The sequence below is a fragment of the Parvimonas pharyngis genome (genome assembly GCF_046569675.1).
Classification (GTDB): Bacteria; Bacillota; Clostridia; order Tissierellales; family Peptoniphilaceae; genus Parvimonas.
In genome coordinates this window covers 1-17923 of the sequence record NZ_JBKICJ010000001.1, presented here as the reverse complement: position 1 = coordinate 17923, position 17923 = coordinate 1, and the positions used below count along the sequence as shown (strand labels likewise).

Annotated in this window: 15 protein-coding genes; 3 read left to right on the top strand and 12 right to left on the bottom strand. The window is 26.9% G+C overall.

The genetic code is table 11. From position 1 onward, the window contains the following. Positions 1 to 38: 38 nt before the first annotated feature. From ACLGL0_RS00075 to trkA, 8 genes are all read right to left on the bottom strand, one after another. Positions 39 to 2363, bottom strand: coding sequence for a heavy metal translocating P-type ATPase (locus ACLGL0_RS00075; protein WP_411013191.1), 2325 nt, complete (start codon positions 2361 to 2363; stop codon positions 39 to 41). Then, a complete protein-coding gene (holA, locus tag ACLGL0_RS00070; RefSeq protein WP_411013190.1) occupies positions 2347 to 3402 on the bottom strand; it encodes a DNA polymerase III subunit delta in 1056 nt (351 codons plus the stop codon). Before holA ends, ACLGL0_RS00075 begins: the two co-directional genes overlap by 17 nt. Further along, the gene (locus tag ACLGL0_RS00065) at positions 3399 to 5774 is read right to left on the bottom strand and encodes a DNA internalization-related competence protein ComEC/Rec2 (RefSeq protein ID WP_411013189.1); all 2376 of its coding nucleotides are present in this window, start codon (positions 5772 to 5774) and stop codon (positions 3399 to 3401) included. The genes holA and ACLGL0_RS00065 overlap by 4 nt, the downstream gene beginning before the upstream one ends. Before the next feature lie 106 nt (positions 5775 to 5880). Further along, complete coding sequence (locus ACLGL0_RS00060; protein WP_411013188.1) at positions 5881 to 6354, bottom strand: GNAT family N-acetyltransferase; 474 nt, start codon at positions 6352 to 6354, stop codon at positions 5881 to 5883. Positions 6355 to 6380: 26 nt separating this feature from the next. After that, positions 6381 to 7406 (bottom strand): L-threonylcarbamoyladenylate synthase, encoded by a 1026-nt coding sequence (locus ACLGL0_RS00055; protein WP_347714398.1) that lies wholly within the window; start codon positions 7404 to 7406, stop codon positions 6381 to 6383. Between the two features lie 3 nt (positions 7407 to 7409). Further along, entirely contained in the window at positions 7410 to 8030 is a 621-nt protein-coding gene (locus tag ACLGL0_RS00050) for a ribonuclease H1 domain-containing protein (RefSeq protein ID WP_411013187.1), read from the bottom strand. Between the two features lie 12 nt (positions 8031 to 8042). Then, positions 8043 to 9488 carry a TrkH family potassium uptake protein gene (locus ACLGL0_RS00045; protein WP_314557312.1) on the bottom strand — a complete coding sequence of 482 codons (1446 nt, stop codon included), beginning with the start codon at positions 9486 to 9488 and terminating at the stop codon, positions 8043 to 8045. Between the two features lie 7 nt (positions 9489 to 9495). Further along, positions 9496 to 10851, bottom strand: coding sequence for a Trk system potassium transporter TrkA (gene trkA, locus ACLGL0_RS00040; RefSeq protein ID WP_411013186.1), 1356 nt, complete (start codon positions 10849 to 10851; stop codon positions 9496 to 9498). Positions 10852 to 11031: 180 nt separating this feature from the next. On the opposite strand from trkA, the gene ACLGL0_RS00035 reads away from it, so the two are divergent. Then, the gene (locus ACLGL0_RS00035) at positions 11032 to 11676 is read left to right on the top strand and encodes a superoxide dismutase (RefSeq protein ID WP_411013185.1); all 645 of its coding nucleotides are present in this window, start codon (positions 11032 to 11034) and stop codon (positions 11674 to 11676) included. Positions 11677 to 11753: 77 nt separating this feature from the next. Here the strand turns inward: ACLGL0_RS00035 and ACLGL0_RS00030 are convergent, their stop codons facing one another. Beyond that, on the bottom strand, positions 11754 to 12227 hold the full coding sequence (locus ACLGL0_RS00030; protein ID WP_411013184.1) for a flavodoxin: 474 nt from the start codon (positions 12225 to 12227) through the stop codon (positions 11754 to 11756). A gap of 19 nt (positions 12228 to 12246) precedes the next feature. Continuing rightward, complete coding sequence (locus ACLGL0_RS00025; protein WP_411013183.1) at positions 12247 to 14001, bottom strand: 1-deoxy-D-xylulose-5-phosphate synthase; 1755 nt, start codon at positions 13999 to 14001, stop codon at positions 12247 to 12249. 153 nt (positions 14002 to 14154) lie between these two features. Between ACLGL0_RS00025 and ACLGL0_RS00020 the strand changes: the two genes are divergently transcribed. Further along, positions 14155 to 14784, top strand: coding sequence for a thiamine diphosphokinase (locus ACLGL0_RS00020; protein WP_411013182.1), 630 nt, complete (start codon positions 14155 to 14157; stop codon positions 14782 to 14784). A gap of 119 nt (positions 14785 to 14903) precedes the next feature. Next, positions 14904 to 16403, top strand: a complete 1500-nt coding sequence (locus ACLGL0_RS00015) for a C69 family dipeptidase (protein ID WP_411013181.1) — start codon at positions 14904 to 14906, stop codon at positions 16401 to 16403. A 63-nt stretch (positions 16404 to 16466) separates the two neighbouring features. Here the strand turns inward: ACLGL0_RS00015 and ACLGL0_RS00010 are convergent, their stop codons facing one another. Both ACLGL0_RS00010 and ACLGL0_RS00005 read right to left on the bottom strand, forming a co-directional pair. Then, the gene (locus ACLGL0_RS00010; protein ID WP_411013467.1) at positions 16467 to 17336 is read right to left on the bottom strand and encodes an IS3 family transposase; all 870 of its coding nucleotides are present in this window, start codon (positions 17334 to 17336) and stop codon (positions 16467 to 16469) included. Next, a complete protein-coding gene (locus tag ACLGL0_RS00005) occupies positions 17336 to 17878 on the bottom strand; it encodes a helix-turn-helix domain-containing protein (RefSeq protein WP_411013180.1) in 543 nt (180 codons plus the stop codon). Before ACLGL0_RS00005 ends, ACLGL0_RS00010 begins: the two co-directional genes overlap by 1 nt. Positions 17879 to 17923: the final 45 nt, after the last annotated feature.

The window sequence follows — 17923 nt, the reverse complement described above, 5'->3', positions numbered from 1 at the left end:
TAATTAAAAATGGTATGCCAATTAAGGCATACCATTTTTCAAAATTTATATCTTTTTAATCTTAAACTGTTTAAAACAACACTTACTGAGCTAAAACTCATTGTAAATCCAGCTAACATTGGATTTAAATATCCAAATGCTGCAAATGGAATTGCAATAACATTATAGAAAAATGCCCAGAATAAATTTTGCTTTATAACTTTTAAAGTTTGTTCACTAATATTAATTGCTTTTAAAAGTGTACTTAGATTTCCATTCATCAAAGTAATATCTGAAGTTTCCATAGCTATATCAGTTCCAGTTCCCATTGCAAAACTAATATCTGCACTTGCAAGAGCTGGTGCATCATTAATTCCATCTCCTACCATTGCAACAACTTTTCCTTGTTTTTGCAATTCAACAACTTTTTGTGATTTTTCATTCGGCATTACTTCATACAGAACATTATTAATACCTAGTTTATTAGCAACTTTTCTAGCTACAACTTCACTATCACCAGTAATCATAAATACATCAATATTCTTTTCTTTTAATTTGTTGATTATTTCATAAGCATTATCTGAAATTTCATCTTCTAATACTACATAACCAGCAAATTTATTTCCTATTGAAATAAAGATAGTCAACAATTCATTTTCTATATTTATTTCTAATTTCCCTATTTTTTCTTCAATGTATTTTCTCTTACCTATAAATACTTCTTCACCATTATAAGTAGCTTGAATACCCATTCCTGCAATAACTTTTAAATCTGAAACATCTAATTCTTTAACATTTTTTTCGTTGCAATAACTTACTATTGATTTTGCTATTGGATGATCAGTATTTTTTTCTAGAGAACATATTACACTTAGAAATTCATCTTCTGATAAATTAGTATTATTTTTTATTTCAACAACTTTTAACTTTCCAGTAGTTAGTGTTCCGGTCTTATCAAAAATAATACTATCCATTTTATGAATTTTTTCTAAAACTTCTCCACTCTTTATTAAAATACCATTTTGTGCCGCAACCCCTGTTCCTGCCATGATTGCAGTTGGTGTTGCTAAACCAAGTGAACATGGACAAGCTATAACCATTACCGCACAACTATTTAATAAACTTGTAGTAAAATCTTTTGTAATAATATATGTTATTACAAGTGTGGCGAATGAAGATAAGATTACCCCAGGCACAAAATAACTTGAAATTTTATCAGCAAGTCTTTGTACAGGAGCTTTTTTTGTTTGTGCATTTTGTACTAAATCAAGAATTTTAGATAGTACAGAATTTTCAACAGTACTCTTTACTTCAACTTTTAAAACACCTTCTATATTATTAGTTGCTCCAATTACTGAATCTCCAACACCTTTTTCTACAGGAACGGACTCACCAGTAATCATAGCTTGATTTACAGAGCTACTTCCATATACTATAATCCCATCAACAGGTATTTTTTCATAAGGTTTAACTAAAACAATATCTCCAATTTTTACATCTTCAATATTCTTTTTTACTTCTCTATTGTCTTCAATTACAATTGCGTAATCTGCTTTTAAGTCCATCAATTTCATAATGGCTCCAAAAGTATTTGACTTTGCATTTGTTTCAAAATATTTACCTAGTAAAATTAAAGTTATAATCATTGCTGAACTATCAAAATAAACATCTACACTACCGATTAAAACTTTATATACTGAATAAAAATAAGCCATTGAAGTACCAAAAGCAATTAATACATCCATATTAGTACTTTTGTTTTTTAAATTTTTGTAAGCACTTATATAAAATCTTTTCCCTACATAAAATTGAACAACACTTGCAAATGCCCATTGAATATAACCATTAAGCATAAACTTATGCATATTGAACATATGGAAAAACATTGAAACCATAAGCGGAACACTAAATACTAAAGATATAATTAAATCTTTTCTTAAATTTTTAATTTCATCTTCATAAATATTTTGTTTTTCTGCTTTTTCTTTTTTAACAGAAATTTTATATTTTTCTAAAACAGAATTTATTTCTTCAACTGAAACTACATCTTTTAAATATTCAATTTTTAAAATATTATCTTCATCTTTAACAAGAACTGTATCTTTTTCTTTAAGTTCAGAAACTATTTTCTCTATATCTTCTGCTTTAATACTGCTCTTTTCTATAATTAGTTCATCTCTTTTCGGCTTATATCCAAGTCTTTTTATAACCCCAATTAGACCCTCAACCTTTGCATCATCTGCAACTGAAATTGTAACAGTTTTACTCATAAGATTTACTGATACATCTTCTACAACATTTAACTTTGCAAGACCTTTTTCAACTTTCATTGCACACGCTTGACAAGACATTCCATCTACAAAAATATTAATTTTTTTGCTCATTCAAATCGCCCCCTAACGACATTTTTGAAATTAAAAGTTCTAATAACAAATCAATATCTCTATTTTTACTTTTTAAATCTGCTTCTACTGAATAAGCAAGATCTACAAAATAGCATAGAGATTTCAAAGAAAAATTATCACAAACAGAATATAATTTTTTACATTCATAATTTGAAATTTTTAATTCTTTTGAGATAAAATCAATATGCTTTTGTTTTTGTTTCAAAACTTTCACTCCCAAAAGATTTCTTATGTATCTAACAATCATATAAAATGTAGAAAAGGAGTCCTCTCCAGACTTCTTCAATTCAACTAAAACTTTAATTGAATTTTTATAATCTTTTTTAGAAACTGTATCTAATAATTTAAAAATGCTATTTTCAAATTTATCTACTAAAATTTCATCAACATCTTTAAAATCTAGAATATCTTTAGAAAAAGAGTTAAGAAGTTTATTAACTTCATTTTCTACATCATAGAGATTCTTTTCTCTACTACTATCTAAATACCCAATTCTATCAATTATATACTTCAAAACATTATTTTTTATTTCAATATTTTTTTGAACAAATCTCTTTTTAATAAATTTAAAAAGTTCATTTTCATTAAATCTAATAAGCTCAATATTATGTCCTAAAATAGAAATTTGTTTGTAAAATTTACCACGAAAAGCCAAGCTTCCCTTCATTACAAATAGAAGAACTGTAGTATTTGGTATCTTATCAATATAATCATACATCTCTTCAAAAAAGTTTTTGTATGTAGAAATTCCATTTTTCGATAGATTCACATCATTTACTATTATAAGTCTTTTATTGCTAAAAAAAGGAGCTGTTTCACAATCCATTTTTAGTTTTTGTAAATCAACTTTAGAAAAATCATACTCAATATAATTCATATCAAAAAAATCCTTTGATACTACTTTCTCTTTAAACAAATCTACAAATCTATCTATTAAAAAAATTTCTTCCCCACTTAATACATATATACCATTAAGATCTCCACTTTCAAGCAATTTCATAGCTTGTATGTAATTCATAGTTCCTCCTTAATAAAACATAAATCTATTAATAAATCATTTCTTTTTATAAATAAAACAACAAATGCTAATAAGTAAATAATACAATTAAAAATATCCATAAAATAGAAATCTAAAAATACTAATAAATTATCATCAATATCTCTAAATCCAATAATTCTTTCTTCAAACCTATTTATTCTCAATATTATATTCCCCTGTAAGTCTGTTCTATAAACAGTACTTCCTACAGATTTTATTCTCTCAAGCGCATCTTTATGCGGATGATTATATCTATTTTTATAACCACAGGAAATAATAGAAGTTTTTGGACTTGAAGCTAATAAAAAATTCTTCGTACTAGAATTTTTACTACCATGATGTGCTACCTTTAAATAATCACAATCTATATCATTTTTTACAAGTTGATTTTCAGTAAAAGCTCCAATATCTCCAGTAAAAAGAATTTTCTTTCCATTTGTAGTTACTCTAACTATTATACCTCTTTCATTTTCCTCCAGAGCATCCTTACCTTTAATTATTTCTAAATCTATATCTTTTGAATTTATAATTAAATTAGTTTCTACATTATAAATATTTTTAGCTTTAACTTCTCCATATTTTTTTAAGAAATCTTCATATCCATTTTTTCTAAAAAATAAGTTTTTAATCTCCACTTCTTTTGATAAATTACTTAAATTTTTACAATGGTCTGCATCTAAATGTGAAATAAATACAAAATCAAGTTTCTTCACTCCACTTTTTTGTAAATATGGAATCAATACAGATTTGCCATTATCTACTTTACCAAAAGTAATTCCTCCTGTATCTATAAGAACAGTGCTTTGATTTCCTCTTATTAAGCAAGCATCACCTTGACCTATATCTATAAAATTTATCACTACTTCGTTTTTATAAATATAATAAATATTCGTAAAAGTACAAACTAGCAAAATTGATATAATAAAAAATTTAAATCCGTCTATTGTTAGATACTTTATATCTCGTCTTTTAAAATACATTAGTATTAACAAATATGTAAAAACTAAAAACACAAAATTATAATTATAAAAAGTAAAATTAACACTAATTTCTTTTAAAAATCCAACATTTAATCTTATTAAATTTAAAATATTATTTACAAAAAATCCAAGTAATAATGAAAGTTTTAGACTTATAAGTCCAAAAATTAATATAAAAAAAGATATTACTATACATATCACAAAAATTGGTGTTAGTACTAAATTACTAATAAATAACATTAATGATACTTTACCAAAAACATAAAGTATAATCGGTAAAATTACAATTAATACCGATAGTGTGAGTTTAAGAGACTTACTAATTAATCCATCTCTATTTTTTGAAAAATAAGGTAAAATTTTTATAATTCCAAAAACTGAAAATGCACTTAAATATAAACCTATATCAAAAATCATATATGGATTTATCAATAAAATAATAAAAATAGTCAATAATAAATCATTTAATTTATCTTTAACTTTACCATAAAGAGATGAAAAAATAGATATAAATAAAAATATTTCAGCCCTTAAAACACTTGTGGGATTACCTATTAAACTGGCATATAAAAATATAAAAAATAATGCTACTATTTCTCTAAAAATTCTTCTTATTGGTAAAATAACTAAAATTCTAGTCAATATTAGATAAATAATCCCAATATGTAAACCACTTACGGCTAAAATATGAGAAAGTCCTACCTCTCTAATATCATTTTCAAAATCTGTATCATAACTATTAGCTAGAAAAATCCTCTTCATTATATTAGAATTTTCGGTAGATAAAGTTTTATCAAATATATTCTCTACATACAAATTAAAATAGCTTTTTAGACTTTTATGTTCTCCAATAACTTTTACTTCATCAGAAAAAATATCTGAAAAGATATTTTTCTTTAAATTATATCTTTTATAATTAAAAAGTCTTGGATTCCCATTAGATCTTATTTCTTTAAGTTTTCCATTTACTCTTATTATATCTCCAATTTTGAGTTCTATATTATTTGTAAAAAGTAAAATTTTCTCATTTTTTTCAATTTTATCTATAGTTTTTAATTTGACTTCATATTTGTATCCATCGCCATCAGAACGAATTGTAGAACTTAGTACTTCTCCTGTTAAAGTAATTTTTTTGTCAAAAAACTCACTTAAATCACTATTTTTTTCAGAACGAAAACTAACTAAAAATCCAATTGAAAACATCAAAAAAAATATTTTTAATTTGTTGAATTTAAAAATATGCATAATTATTCCAATAAAAACAACAATCAAAAAAATATATAATTTTGTAAAATGTTCAATTTTTAAAAAATAACAAAATAAAATTCCACATATTAAGGAAATTAGATAAAAAATTATATTTCTTTTCATACTTCCTCCAAATACAAAGGCATTAAACTATTTATAAAAATATTATATCATATTTCAAATAAAAAAAGCAGTAATATATATAATTACTACTTTTTTTGATTTTTTATTAGTCTCCAATGTATTTAATATAAACTTGACAAGGATTCCATTCATCCCATAGAGTTGGAAAACACTCCAATTCCTTATATCCAACAGATTTATAGAAATTATTTGTTATATCATATTCCTTATAATGTCCACTCTGAACTGTTTTGACCTGAGTATAAGTATAACCAAGTTTTTTTGCCAATTCTTCATAAGCATAATTTAATTTTGTTCCTATTCCCATTCTATGATAATTTTTCTTGATTCCCATAACAAAAATATCTGCACAATCTCTACTTGTAGAATTCAACACCACAAAACCTACTGCATCATTATCCAGAAAACACGCGATAAATGGTTTATCTTTTGAATCTCTAATATATTCTTCTGTACTCTCTGGCATTCCAAACCATTCAGGAAGATCATTTAGTATGTCTCTTGATATACTTTCCTTCAAATTGGTATCAAATATTTCTTTAATAATAAATTCTTTCAAATTATAATCTCCAATAAATCTATTGTTTAATCAATATATCTTATATTTCCACTAGCTGATTTTTTAAGTCTATTCATTATTGAAAATCCGAGTCCATCTTCATTACAACCCTCTACAATTATCAAATCAACATTTTTACTATCAAATATTCTAAGACCTTTAAATAATATTTTTGACATCTCTTTTAAATCAGAAACTGAACCTAGTGATAATATATTTTCATTTTCTACATCTAAACTAGTTTCATCAAACTTAAATATTCCAATTTTCAAGTTTTTATTTTCTCTTAATATTTTTTCAATTTCTTTTGATGATTTTATTCTATCTATAGTTGAAATTACAATTACCTTTGCTTTAGGTGCATAATGTTTATACTTTTGTCCTGGTGATTTTGGAATTGTATTTTCTGAAACAATTGCATCATCAATTAAGATTTCATCCTCATATTTTAGAAAATCTTCTCTTGTATATAATCCTGGCCTTAAAATTGTATACGGTTTTTTTGTCAAATCCAAAACTGTTGATTCTATTCCAATATTACAAAGCCCACCATCTAAAATTACAGAAATTTTCCCATTCATATCAGTAAAAACATCTTCCGCAGTTGTTGGTGATGGCTTACCTGAAATATTTGCAGACGGTGCAGCTATTGGAACTCCACACTCTTTTATAAAGTCTATAGCAATCTCATGCTTAGGCATTCTTATTGCAACTGTATCAAGACCACAACTAACAGTTTCAGGAATAATATCTTTCTTTTTCATAACAACAGTTAATGGTCCTGGCCAAAAATAATTTAAAAATTCTTTTATATCATCATTTAATTCACAAACCAATTCATCCATCATTTCATAATCTGAAATATGTAAAATTAATGGATTGTCTTGAGGCCTATTCTTTGCCTTAAATATTTTTGAAACTGCAATATCTGATAGTCCATTTGCACCCAAACCATATACAGTTTCAGTTGGGATTGCAACAATTTCATCATTTAATATTAATTTTGCAGATTTTTCAATATTTTCTTTTGTCGGTTTTAATATTTCAGTCATAAATTATTTTTCAATTCCCAAAGATTTTTTTGCTAAATGGTCAGCAAGGTCATTGTATTTTTCATTTGAATGAGCCTTAACCTTTACAAATAAAATCTCTATTTCCTTTCTAAACTCTTTTATCTTATCTCTATATCCTATTGTTAGAGGCAAATTACACTTCCACTCACCATTTGCCCAAGATGAAATACCTTGATAATCATAAAAAATAGTTATTCTTCTCTTTTTAAGTTTAATAGCCTCACTTATTGCTCTAATTGCTCCAAAAAGCTCTCCAGTTACATTCCTACTTTTTGCAACGTCAGGATCTTCTCCTTTCCCAAAAAGCTCTATAATTTCATCTTTCAATATAAGAACAACACCATAACCATATTCTAAAGAATCTTTTTTATAAGAACCGTCAACATAGGCTATGATTTCATCCTCTTCTATTTCATCAATATCTAAAATTTTTGTTTCATTTTTTTCATTTCCATTTTCCAAAAACTCTTTAGCTTCTTCAAATGATGGAAATGATTTGTAAATAGCTCCTGAAAAGCCAGCAACTTGTTTCTTGCAGTCATCCCAGTTATTAAATATACCTACAGATTTACCAACCTTGACTGCATAATACTTTTTAGCCAAAAACAAATCCCCCTATTTCTTTTTCCAAGTTGTTGATGAAAACAACACTAAAATTGGGAATATTTCAAGTCTTCCCGCAAGCATTGCAAAAGATAAAACAATTTTATTAAAATTAGTAAGACTTGCAAAACTTCCAGTCGGCCCAACGACTCCAAGTCCTGGACCTATATTATTAAATGTTGCCATTACTGCTGAAAAAGCAGTTAAAAAGTCTGGAACAGTAAATGATAATAGAAATGTAAAAATAATTATTAAGAACATATAAATTACAAAATAACTCTTTACCTCTTCTAAAACATCATTTCCTACTAGTTTATTATCAACCTTAACACTTGAAATTCTTTTTGGATTAATAGCCTTTCTAAATTGTAAAATTGAAGACTTAACCAAAATTATAAATCTTGAAATTTTCAAGCCCCCAGCAGTTGAACCTGCACAAGCACCTGTAAACATCAAAAATAGTAATATTGTATGAGAAAAAGTTGGCCATTTTCCAAAGTCTACCGTTGCGTAACCGGTAGTAGAAATAATTGAAGAAACAGTAAAAAATATATCCTTAACAGCCGTTAAATAAGAAGTGTAATTTTCTCTTATGTTAAAGAATATTAGTACAACACTTCCAAACACTATTAATAAATACCATCTTAATTCTTCACTTTTTAGACCTTCTCTAGCTTTCCCTATTAGTATTACATAGAACAAGTTGAAATTTATCCCAAAAATAATCATAGCTATTGCTAAAATCATCTCAACTGTAGGACTATTATAATATGCTATTGAATTAGCTTTAATTCCAAAGCCACCTGTTCCAGCTGCTCCAAAAGCATGAACAAATGAATCAAAGATAGGATGTCCTACTAATATCAATACTATTATTAAAATTGCAGTCATTGCAAAATAAATTTTATATAATAGTCTTGCTGTATAACTCATTTTAGCAACTATCTTACCAAAAATCGGTCCTGGTACTTCTGCTTTCATTATATGTGAATTTCTATTTGAACGCGGTAAAATTGCAAGCGCAAAAACTAAAATTCCCATACCACCAATTAAATGTGTAAAACTTCTCCAGAAAAGCATTGAATGAGTAAGTGCCTCAACATCTGGTATTATACTTGCTCCAGTAGTTGTAAATCCACTTGAAGTTTCAAAAAATGCATCTATAAAGCTTGGAATTGAACCTGAAAATACGAATGGCAAGGCTCCAAAAGCTGATAATAATATCCATGATATAGAAACTATTATAAAGCCTTCTTTTTCGTAAAACTCTCCATTTGAATCAGATTTATATCCCAATATAAAACCACTTAATAGTAACAAAAATATTGTTGCTAAAAAACTTAAAATATTTATTGAATCTTCTTTATATATCAGAGAAACTATTATAGGTAAAAGTAAAAAGCCTGCCTCGATATATAAAATTTTACTTAAAATATATCTTATAATTTTATTATTCATAATCCACCTATACTAAGATACTATCTATGTTTTGTATCACACTAGCCTTTGAAATAACTATTACAGTATCTCCAACTAATATAGAATCTTCTCCAGTTGGGAAAATCAAACTATTATCTCTAATTATATAAGCAACAAGTACATTTTCTTTTATTTCTAAATCTTTTAAAGGCGTTCCTATTGCCTTTGATGTTTTATTTACTTTTATTTCTACTGCTTCAACATTATTTGATAATCTGTGTAAAGTTTCTATATTAGAACCTTCACTATTTATAATTGATCTTACAACACTAATAATAATGTCTGAAACTAATCTTTTAGGTGTAACAAATGTGAAATTTTCCTTCGGTGGAATTATGTTTAAAAGTGAAATTCTACTAACTTTTGCTATTGATTTTTTTACATTTAATTTTTCAGCAAACATTGCTAACATAATATTTTCTTCATCAATACCAGTTAATGCAACACAAGCATCATAGTTCTTTAATCCTTCTTCATCTATAACATCTGAATCAGAACCATCTGCACAAATAACTTTAACTTTTGAAGGGAATTTTTCACTAAATGAAGTAGCTATATCTCTATTAACTTCTACTAACTTAACTTTTATATTTTCCTTAATTAAGTTAGAAATTAAGTAATAGGAAATTCTACTACCACCTATAATAAATACAGATTCTATTTTTTTATCTCCAACTTTTAATAAATTATAGAATTTATAAACGTACTCATCTGTCCCGGTGAAATGAACTCTATCTCCTTCTCTGATTACAAACTCTCCAGATGGAATAAAAATTTCACCATGTCTTTCTACGATTCCTATTAATACTTTTATATTAAATTTTTGTTGTAATTCCTTTATTTTAACATCCTTTAAAGGATTATTTTCTCCAACTGTAATTCCAATAAGTTTTACTCTACCATCAACAAAAGTTTCAACTGAATATGCTGATGGATACTTTAATCCTCTTGAAATTTCTCTAGCAGCAACAAATTCAGGATTGATAACTAAGTCAATTCCCAAAGCATCCTTAACGAAATCATATTTTGCATAATATTCAGGATTTCTAACACGTGCAATAGTATACTTTGCTCCCATATTTTTTGCAAAAATACAAGATATAATATTAACTTCGTCACTTTCTGTTACAGAAATGAATACTTCACATTCATTTACTCCTGCCTCTTCTAATACATCATAGTTAGTTCCACTACCAGAAATCCCCATAATATCATATTTAGATAACATTTCGTTTAATATGTCTTGTTTCTTTTCTATTAAAATAATATCATTATCGTCTGTATTCAAATCTGTAAATAGATACTCTCCAACCTTACCGGCTCCAACAATTATAATTTTCATAAAAAACCTCCATTTCATAGTATATCATATTTTTAGAAAACTTCAATAGAAACAAAAAAATATGTAAATTAATATTTTACTATTATATAGAATTTAAGTTTTAAAAAAATTCCTATGGGTAAATTATAAATGAAAAACAATTTCGTTTTTAAAAAATTGAAAATTTTAGGAGGAATTAAAATGGCATTTGAATTAGTAAAATTAAACTATGCATATGATGCATTAGAACCTGTAATTGATAAGGAAACTATGGAAATTCACCATAGCAAACATCATCAAGCTTATGTAAACAATTTAAATAACTTAATTAAAGATACAATTTTTGAAGAAGCTTCTCTAGAAGAAATCTTGACTCATCTAGATCATGCCCCAGAAGATAAAAAAGCCGGAATTACAAATAATGTAGGTGGAGTTTTCAATCATAACTTATTCTGGGAGAGCATGACTCCAGGTGGAGCAAAAGAACCAGTTGGTGAAGTTGCTAAAAAAATCGCTGAAAAATATGGAGATTTCGAAACTTTCAAAGAAGAATTCAATAAAAAAGGTGCTGGACAATTTGGTTCAGGTTGGGTATGGCTTGTTTCTGACAAAGAAGGAAATATTGATGTAGTTGCAACTCCTAACCAAAACTGCCCTATCTCATGTGGTAAAGTTGTTTTATTAGGAAATGACGTTTGGGAACATGCTTACTACTTAAAATATCAAAATAGAAGAGCTGATTACCTAAAAGAATGGTGGAAAGTTGTTAACTGGGATGTAGTTGAAGCAAGATACCAAAAAAGAAATCCTGAATCTTGTGGCTGTGGCTGCGGTTGTGGATGCTAATTAAAAATATTAAGAGATTTCAAATGAAATCTCTTTTTTTTTATAAAAAACCGACTTATTTCTAAGTCGGTTAAATTTTATAAATTTTCTATCCAATTTTTAATTACATCATCACTATCTTTTAAGTCAAATCTTTTACCCTCTTTTAGTATAGAATCCTTACAAGAAATTTTTAATTCTTCGTTAGTATTTCCCATTAAACTTTCTCCAGAAGTTGCAAAAGGGATAATTGTTTTACCTTTTAAATCATAGCTTTCTAAAAAAGTATTTATAATAGTAGGCGCAACATACCACCAAATTGGAAATCCAACATATATAGTATCATATTCTCCCATATTAACAAACTTATTAGCTATTTCAGGCCTAAAAGATTTGTTCTTCATTTCGATACTGCTACGACTATTTTCATTCATCCAGTTTAAATCTTCTTCTGTATAAACATCTTTAGGTTGTATTTCATATAAATCAGCACCAACAACTTTTGAGATTCTCTCAGCAAGTTTCTTTGTTACTCCACTCGCACTGAAATACGCAACTAATTTTTTACCCATAAAATGTACCTCCTATATTCTATTTATTCAATATTTTCTTGATATCATTGATGATTAAATCTTTTGAAATTCCATTTTCAAGGAGTAATTTTTCTGCAACAACTCTATCCGGAAAATTCTTTTTAATCCCATAATTCTTAACCTTTAAATCGGATGTTCCATAGAATCTTGAAACTTTTTCTCCAAAACCACCATCTAAAACGCTATCTTCTAAGGTTATAACTAATTTATGGTCTTCTTTTAATTTTTCAAGTAATTCTTCATCTAAACCAGTAATATATACTGGATTAATTAAAGTAACATCTCCTAACTCGTCAGCTATTTCTTTTCCTAAATTATAGAAATTACTTAGTGCTATAATAGCAACATCTTTACCTTTTTTTATTACTTTAGATTTGTTTAAAATTGAGTAATCTGTTGAATCTTCTTCACCAGTAGTTACAACATCAACTACTGGAACTCTTATTGCCACAGGATGTTCTGTTTGATTCAAACCCCAATCTAACATCTTAAAATATTCTTCTTTGTTTGTAGGTGCAAGATATACTAAATTTGGAATATTTGAAATCATCGGTATATCAAAAATACCTAAATGTGTTGCATCACTTTCCTCATATACAGATGCCCCATAAACCAATATTAGTGCTGGATTATTATTTAAACATAAATCATGAGAAAGTTGATCATATGTTCTTTGCATAAATGTACTATATACACAAAAAACTGGTTTTCCACCATTCTTTGCAAGTCCTGATGACATTGCAACTGCATGTTCCTCTGCAATACCAACATCTATATATTGTTTGCCCATTTGTTCTCTAACACTTGGAGAAAATCTAAAAGCGCCTGGAGTACCAGCATTTATAACAGCAACAGTTTTATCTTTTTTAATTGCATTTAGTAAATAATCAACTGTCAAAGTCTTGTATGTATCTACAACTTGACCACTTCCAAAAGTTTTAAATTCTCCAGTTTCTATATCAAAAGGAGAACCATAATGATATCTCTCTCTGTTAATTTCTGCTGGTTTAAAACCACTACCTTTTGTTGTTGAAAGATGTATTACTATTGGCTTATTAATATCTTTAACTGATTTAAATGCAGAAATTAATGCTTCTATATCATTTCCTTTATCAACATAAATATAATTTAGTCCCAATGACTTAAAAAGATTAGTCTCAGTTTTTCCTTTAGACTCTCTTAAATCACGAAGATTTTTATAAAGTCCACCATGATTTTCAGCAATAGATTGATCATTATCATTTATAACTACTATCATATTGCTATTAAGTTCAAAAACATTATTAAGTCCTTCTAACGCTTCTCCACCACTTAATGAGCCATCTCCTATTACTGCAATAATATTTTCATTCTCACCTTTTAAATCTCTTGCTTTTGCAAGACCACAAGCAAGACTAATTGATGTTGAAGTATGTCCTATTGTAAAGAAATCATGTTCACTTTCTTTAGGAGAAGTAAAACCACTAACTGAGCCGTATTTATCCGCTTCCATAAAAGCTTCTTTTCTTCCAGTTAACATTTTGTGAACATAAGTTTGATGTGAAACATCAAAAACTATCTTATCTTTTGGAGAATCAAAAACATAATGAAGTGCTACTGTAAATTCTAATGATCCAAGATTTGGTCCAATATGTCCTCCCTTTTTACTAAGTCTTTCTAATAAATGAGTTCTTAGTTCAACAACTAATTCTTTTAATTCATCGATAGACAATTTTTTTATATCTGCTGGTGAATTTATTTTTTCTAAGTACATAAAAATCTCCTCCAAATATGTATTTTTAATTTAAGTTTTTATCAAACCTTATTTTCATTTATACCCTAAATAATCAAGATAAATTAAAATCTATTGTTTAAAAATTTTTAATTTGTGTTAAAATATAAATATAATTTAATTTGAGGTGAAATAATGAAAATTGCTTATATATTTTTTAATGGAAAGCTATTAGGAGATACTAATTATTATAGAAAATTTTATACGGAAAATAAAGGTGATATATTCTGTGCTGACGGGGGTGCTAATCTATGTTATGAATTAAATTTAATCCCATTAGAAATTTGGGGAGATTTAGATTCAATAAACAAAGATATATTAGAATATTATACAGAAAAAAATGTAATTATAAAAAAATTCAATAAGGATAAAGATTTTACAGATTCAGAATTAATAATAAACTATTTAAAAGATAAAAACTATAATAAAATTTATTGTGTTGGTGCTTTTGGTGGTGATATAGATCATGAACTTACAAATATAAATCTAATATACAAGTATGATAATTTATATTTTATAAAAGAGAATGAAATGCTTTTTAAAATAGAAAAAGATTTAGAATTTAAAAATTCTAAAAATACTAAAATTTCATTTATTCCATTTTCAAAAGAAATTATTAATCTGAAATTGCAAGGTTTTAAATATAATGTTGAAAATGTTAATCTAAAAAAAGGAGATTCCCTTTGCATGAGCAATGTGATTATTTCCGATTTAGCAAAAATAAGTTTTGACTCAGGAACTATTCTATGTGTTATAAAATCTTAATTGATATTTATTATTATTGTGTTTACTTTTAAATTTTTTAGGAGTATAATATACTTGTAGCTTTTATGAAAAATGTTACGCAATTTATGTTAAACATTATCTTTTGAAAGGAGATTATTATGGCTTGTACTACAATTTTAGTTGGCAAAAATGCCACATTTGATGGATCAACAATGGTTGCTCGTAATGAGGATTCTCCATCAGGTCAATTTTGTGAAAAGAAATTTATAGTTGTTCATCCTAATGAACAACCTGTTAAATATAAATCAGTTTTATCTCATGTTGAAATTGATTTACCTACTAACCCAATGCGTTATACTTGTATGCCAAATGCAGTTGATAACGAAGGAATTTGGGGTGCATGTGGTGTTAATGAGTTAAATATTTCAATGTCTGCAACTGAAACTTTAACATCAAATGAAAGAGTATTAGGATCAGATCCTCTTGTAGAATATGTTCCAGCAGTTGGAAAAGAAGGAGATGCAGATTATATTCCTGAAAAAGTTGGCGGAATTGGTGAAGAAGATATGGTTACTTTAGTTTTACCATATATTAAATCTGCTCGTGAAGGTGTTTTAAGACTTGGTGAATTATTAGAAAAATATGGAACTTATGAAATGAATGGTATTGCTTTCCAAGATATTAATGAAATTTGGTGGTTAGAAACTATTGGTGGTCATCACTGGATAGCAAGACGTGTTCCTGATGACTGTTATGTAATTATGCCAAATCAACTTGGTCTTGACTTTTTTGATTTAAAAGATGCTTTTGGAGAACAAAAAGAATATTTATGTTCTTCTGATTTAAAAGAATTTATAAATAGATATCATTTAGATCTTTCTCTAGATGGTGTTTTAAATCCTAGAGATGCTTTTGGTAGTCATTCAGATGCAGATCATACTTATAATACTCCTCGTGCTTGGGTATTACAAAGATATTTCAATCCTATTACAAACTATTGGGATGGACCTGATGCAGATTATCTTCCTGAATCAGATGATATTCAATGGTGTAGAGTTCCTGAAAAGAAAATAACAGTTGAAGATATTAAATATGCACTTTCTAATCATTTCCAAGGAACTCCATATGATCCATACGGAAAGTTCTCAGATGAAAAAGGTAAATTCAGACCAATCGGTATTAACAGAAATAACTTCTTAGGACTTGTTCAAATTAGACCGGATATGCCAGAAGAAATCAGAAGTATTGAATGGCTTGCTCTTGGTTCAAATGTATTCAATGCTATGATTCCTTTCTATGTGAATATAGATAAAACACCAGAATATTTAGCAAATACAACAGGTGTTCCAACAACTGATGACTTCTATTGGACAAACCGTTTAATAGCCGCTCTAGCAGATGCTCATTACGCATCATGTAGTTCTCATATTGAACGTTATCAATTGGCAATTCAATCAAAATCTACAGAAATTTTAAACAAATACGACAATGAATTCTTAAGTGGAAAAGTTCAAAAAGATAAAGTTGTTGAATTTTGTGAAAAAGCTAATGAAGAAATTGCAACTGAACTTAGAAAACAAACAATTGACGTACTAAGTAAAGTACTTTATACAGCAAGTTGTGAAATGAAAAATGGTTTTTCAAGATCAGATGCTTAATAATTACAAATAAAAAAGGAGCTTTATTTGAGCTGAACCCAAAAATACGGACAGTTAAATAAATTATTCAAAGGAATGTAATCTATAATCAATAGGAGACATTCCTTTTAAATTCTCCTTAATTCTTTTCGTATTGTACCATTTAATATACTCTTTTATATCTTCTATTAATTTTTCATAAGAAGAATAATTTTCTCCATAAAACATTTCTTGTTTCAATATTCCAAAAAAATTCTCCATTGGTGCATTATCTAAGCAGTTTCCTTTCCTAGACATACTTTGTCTTATATTGTTATTTTCTAATATTCTTACAAAACTACTATGTTGATAATGAAAGCCTTGATCTGTATGAATTGTTAAATCTTCTTTGTTTTTTATTCTTTTTAAAGCTTTTTCTAATGACTTATTTGTTAAAGTTACTGTAGGACTAAAACCTATTGAATATGATATTATTTCTCCATTAAAAGTATCTAAAATCGGTGATAAATATATCTTCTTTTCACTATTTCTTATTTTAAATTCTGTTATATCTGTTAGCCATAATTTATTTGGTTTATCAGCTTTAAAATTTCTATTAACAATATTATTTGCTATCTTTCCTACTGTTCCTTTATATGAATTATACTTTCTAACTCTATTTTTAAACTTTATACATAAAAGTTCATTTTCTTTCATTATTCTTAAAACTTTCTTGTGGTTTACAATAAGTCCATATTCTAATCTTAATACCTTACTTACTCTTCTATATCCATATCTTCCTTTAGATTCTTTTACTATATCTTTTATTTTTTCAATAATATAAATCTCTTTTGACTTTATCTGTTTATATAGTTTTTCTTTCCACTCATAAAAGGAACTTTTATTTAATTTAGCCACTTTTAACCATTGTAATATTGTAATTGATTTATATTCTTTTGCCTTGCTTAATTCAATTATCGCTTTTGCTTTTTCTTTGTTTTTAAGTCCTTTTCCATAAGCAAGGCTTGAAGTTTTTTTTCATAAGCTATAGCTGCCTTTAATAGGAGATTTTCTTCTCTTAGTCTTAAAAGTTCTTCTCTTTCGCTTTCTTGTAAATTTTTTTTTCTTTTTTGTTCTATTGGTATAGATTTTTTCATTTTAGGCTTTCTTCCTTTTGTTTTACTATTTAAACCTTCTAATCCATATTCATCATATTTCCTTTGCCAATTAACTATGATTGAATCATTTGTTATATCAAATTTAACAGCAGTTTCTCTGAAAGTTAGATTATTAGTTTTTTTATATTGTAATACAAACAGCTTAAAATTACTAGTATAACTTTTATTTTTTACTTTTTTACTTACGCCTTTAATACCATTATCCATATACCATTTTATCCAATTTTTGATTGTTGATAGTGGTATTTTATATTTTTTTGATAATTTACATTGACTAATATTATTTTTCTCATATTCTTTAATTACTTTTATTTTTAATTTTTTATCATATTTTGACATTCAAAAACCCCCAAATCCTTTGTCCGGATTTAGGGGTTCACATCA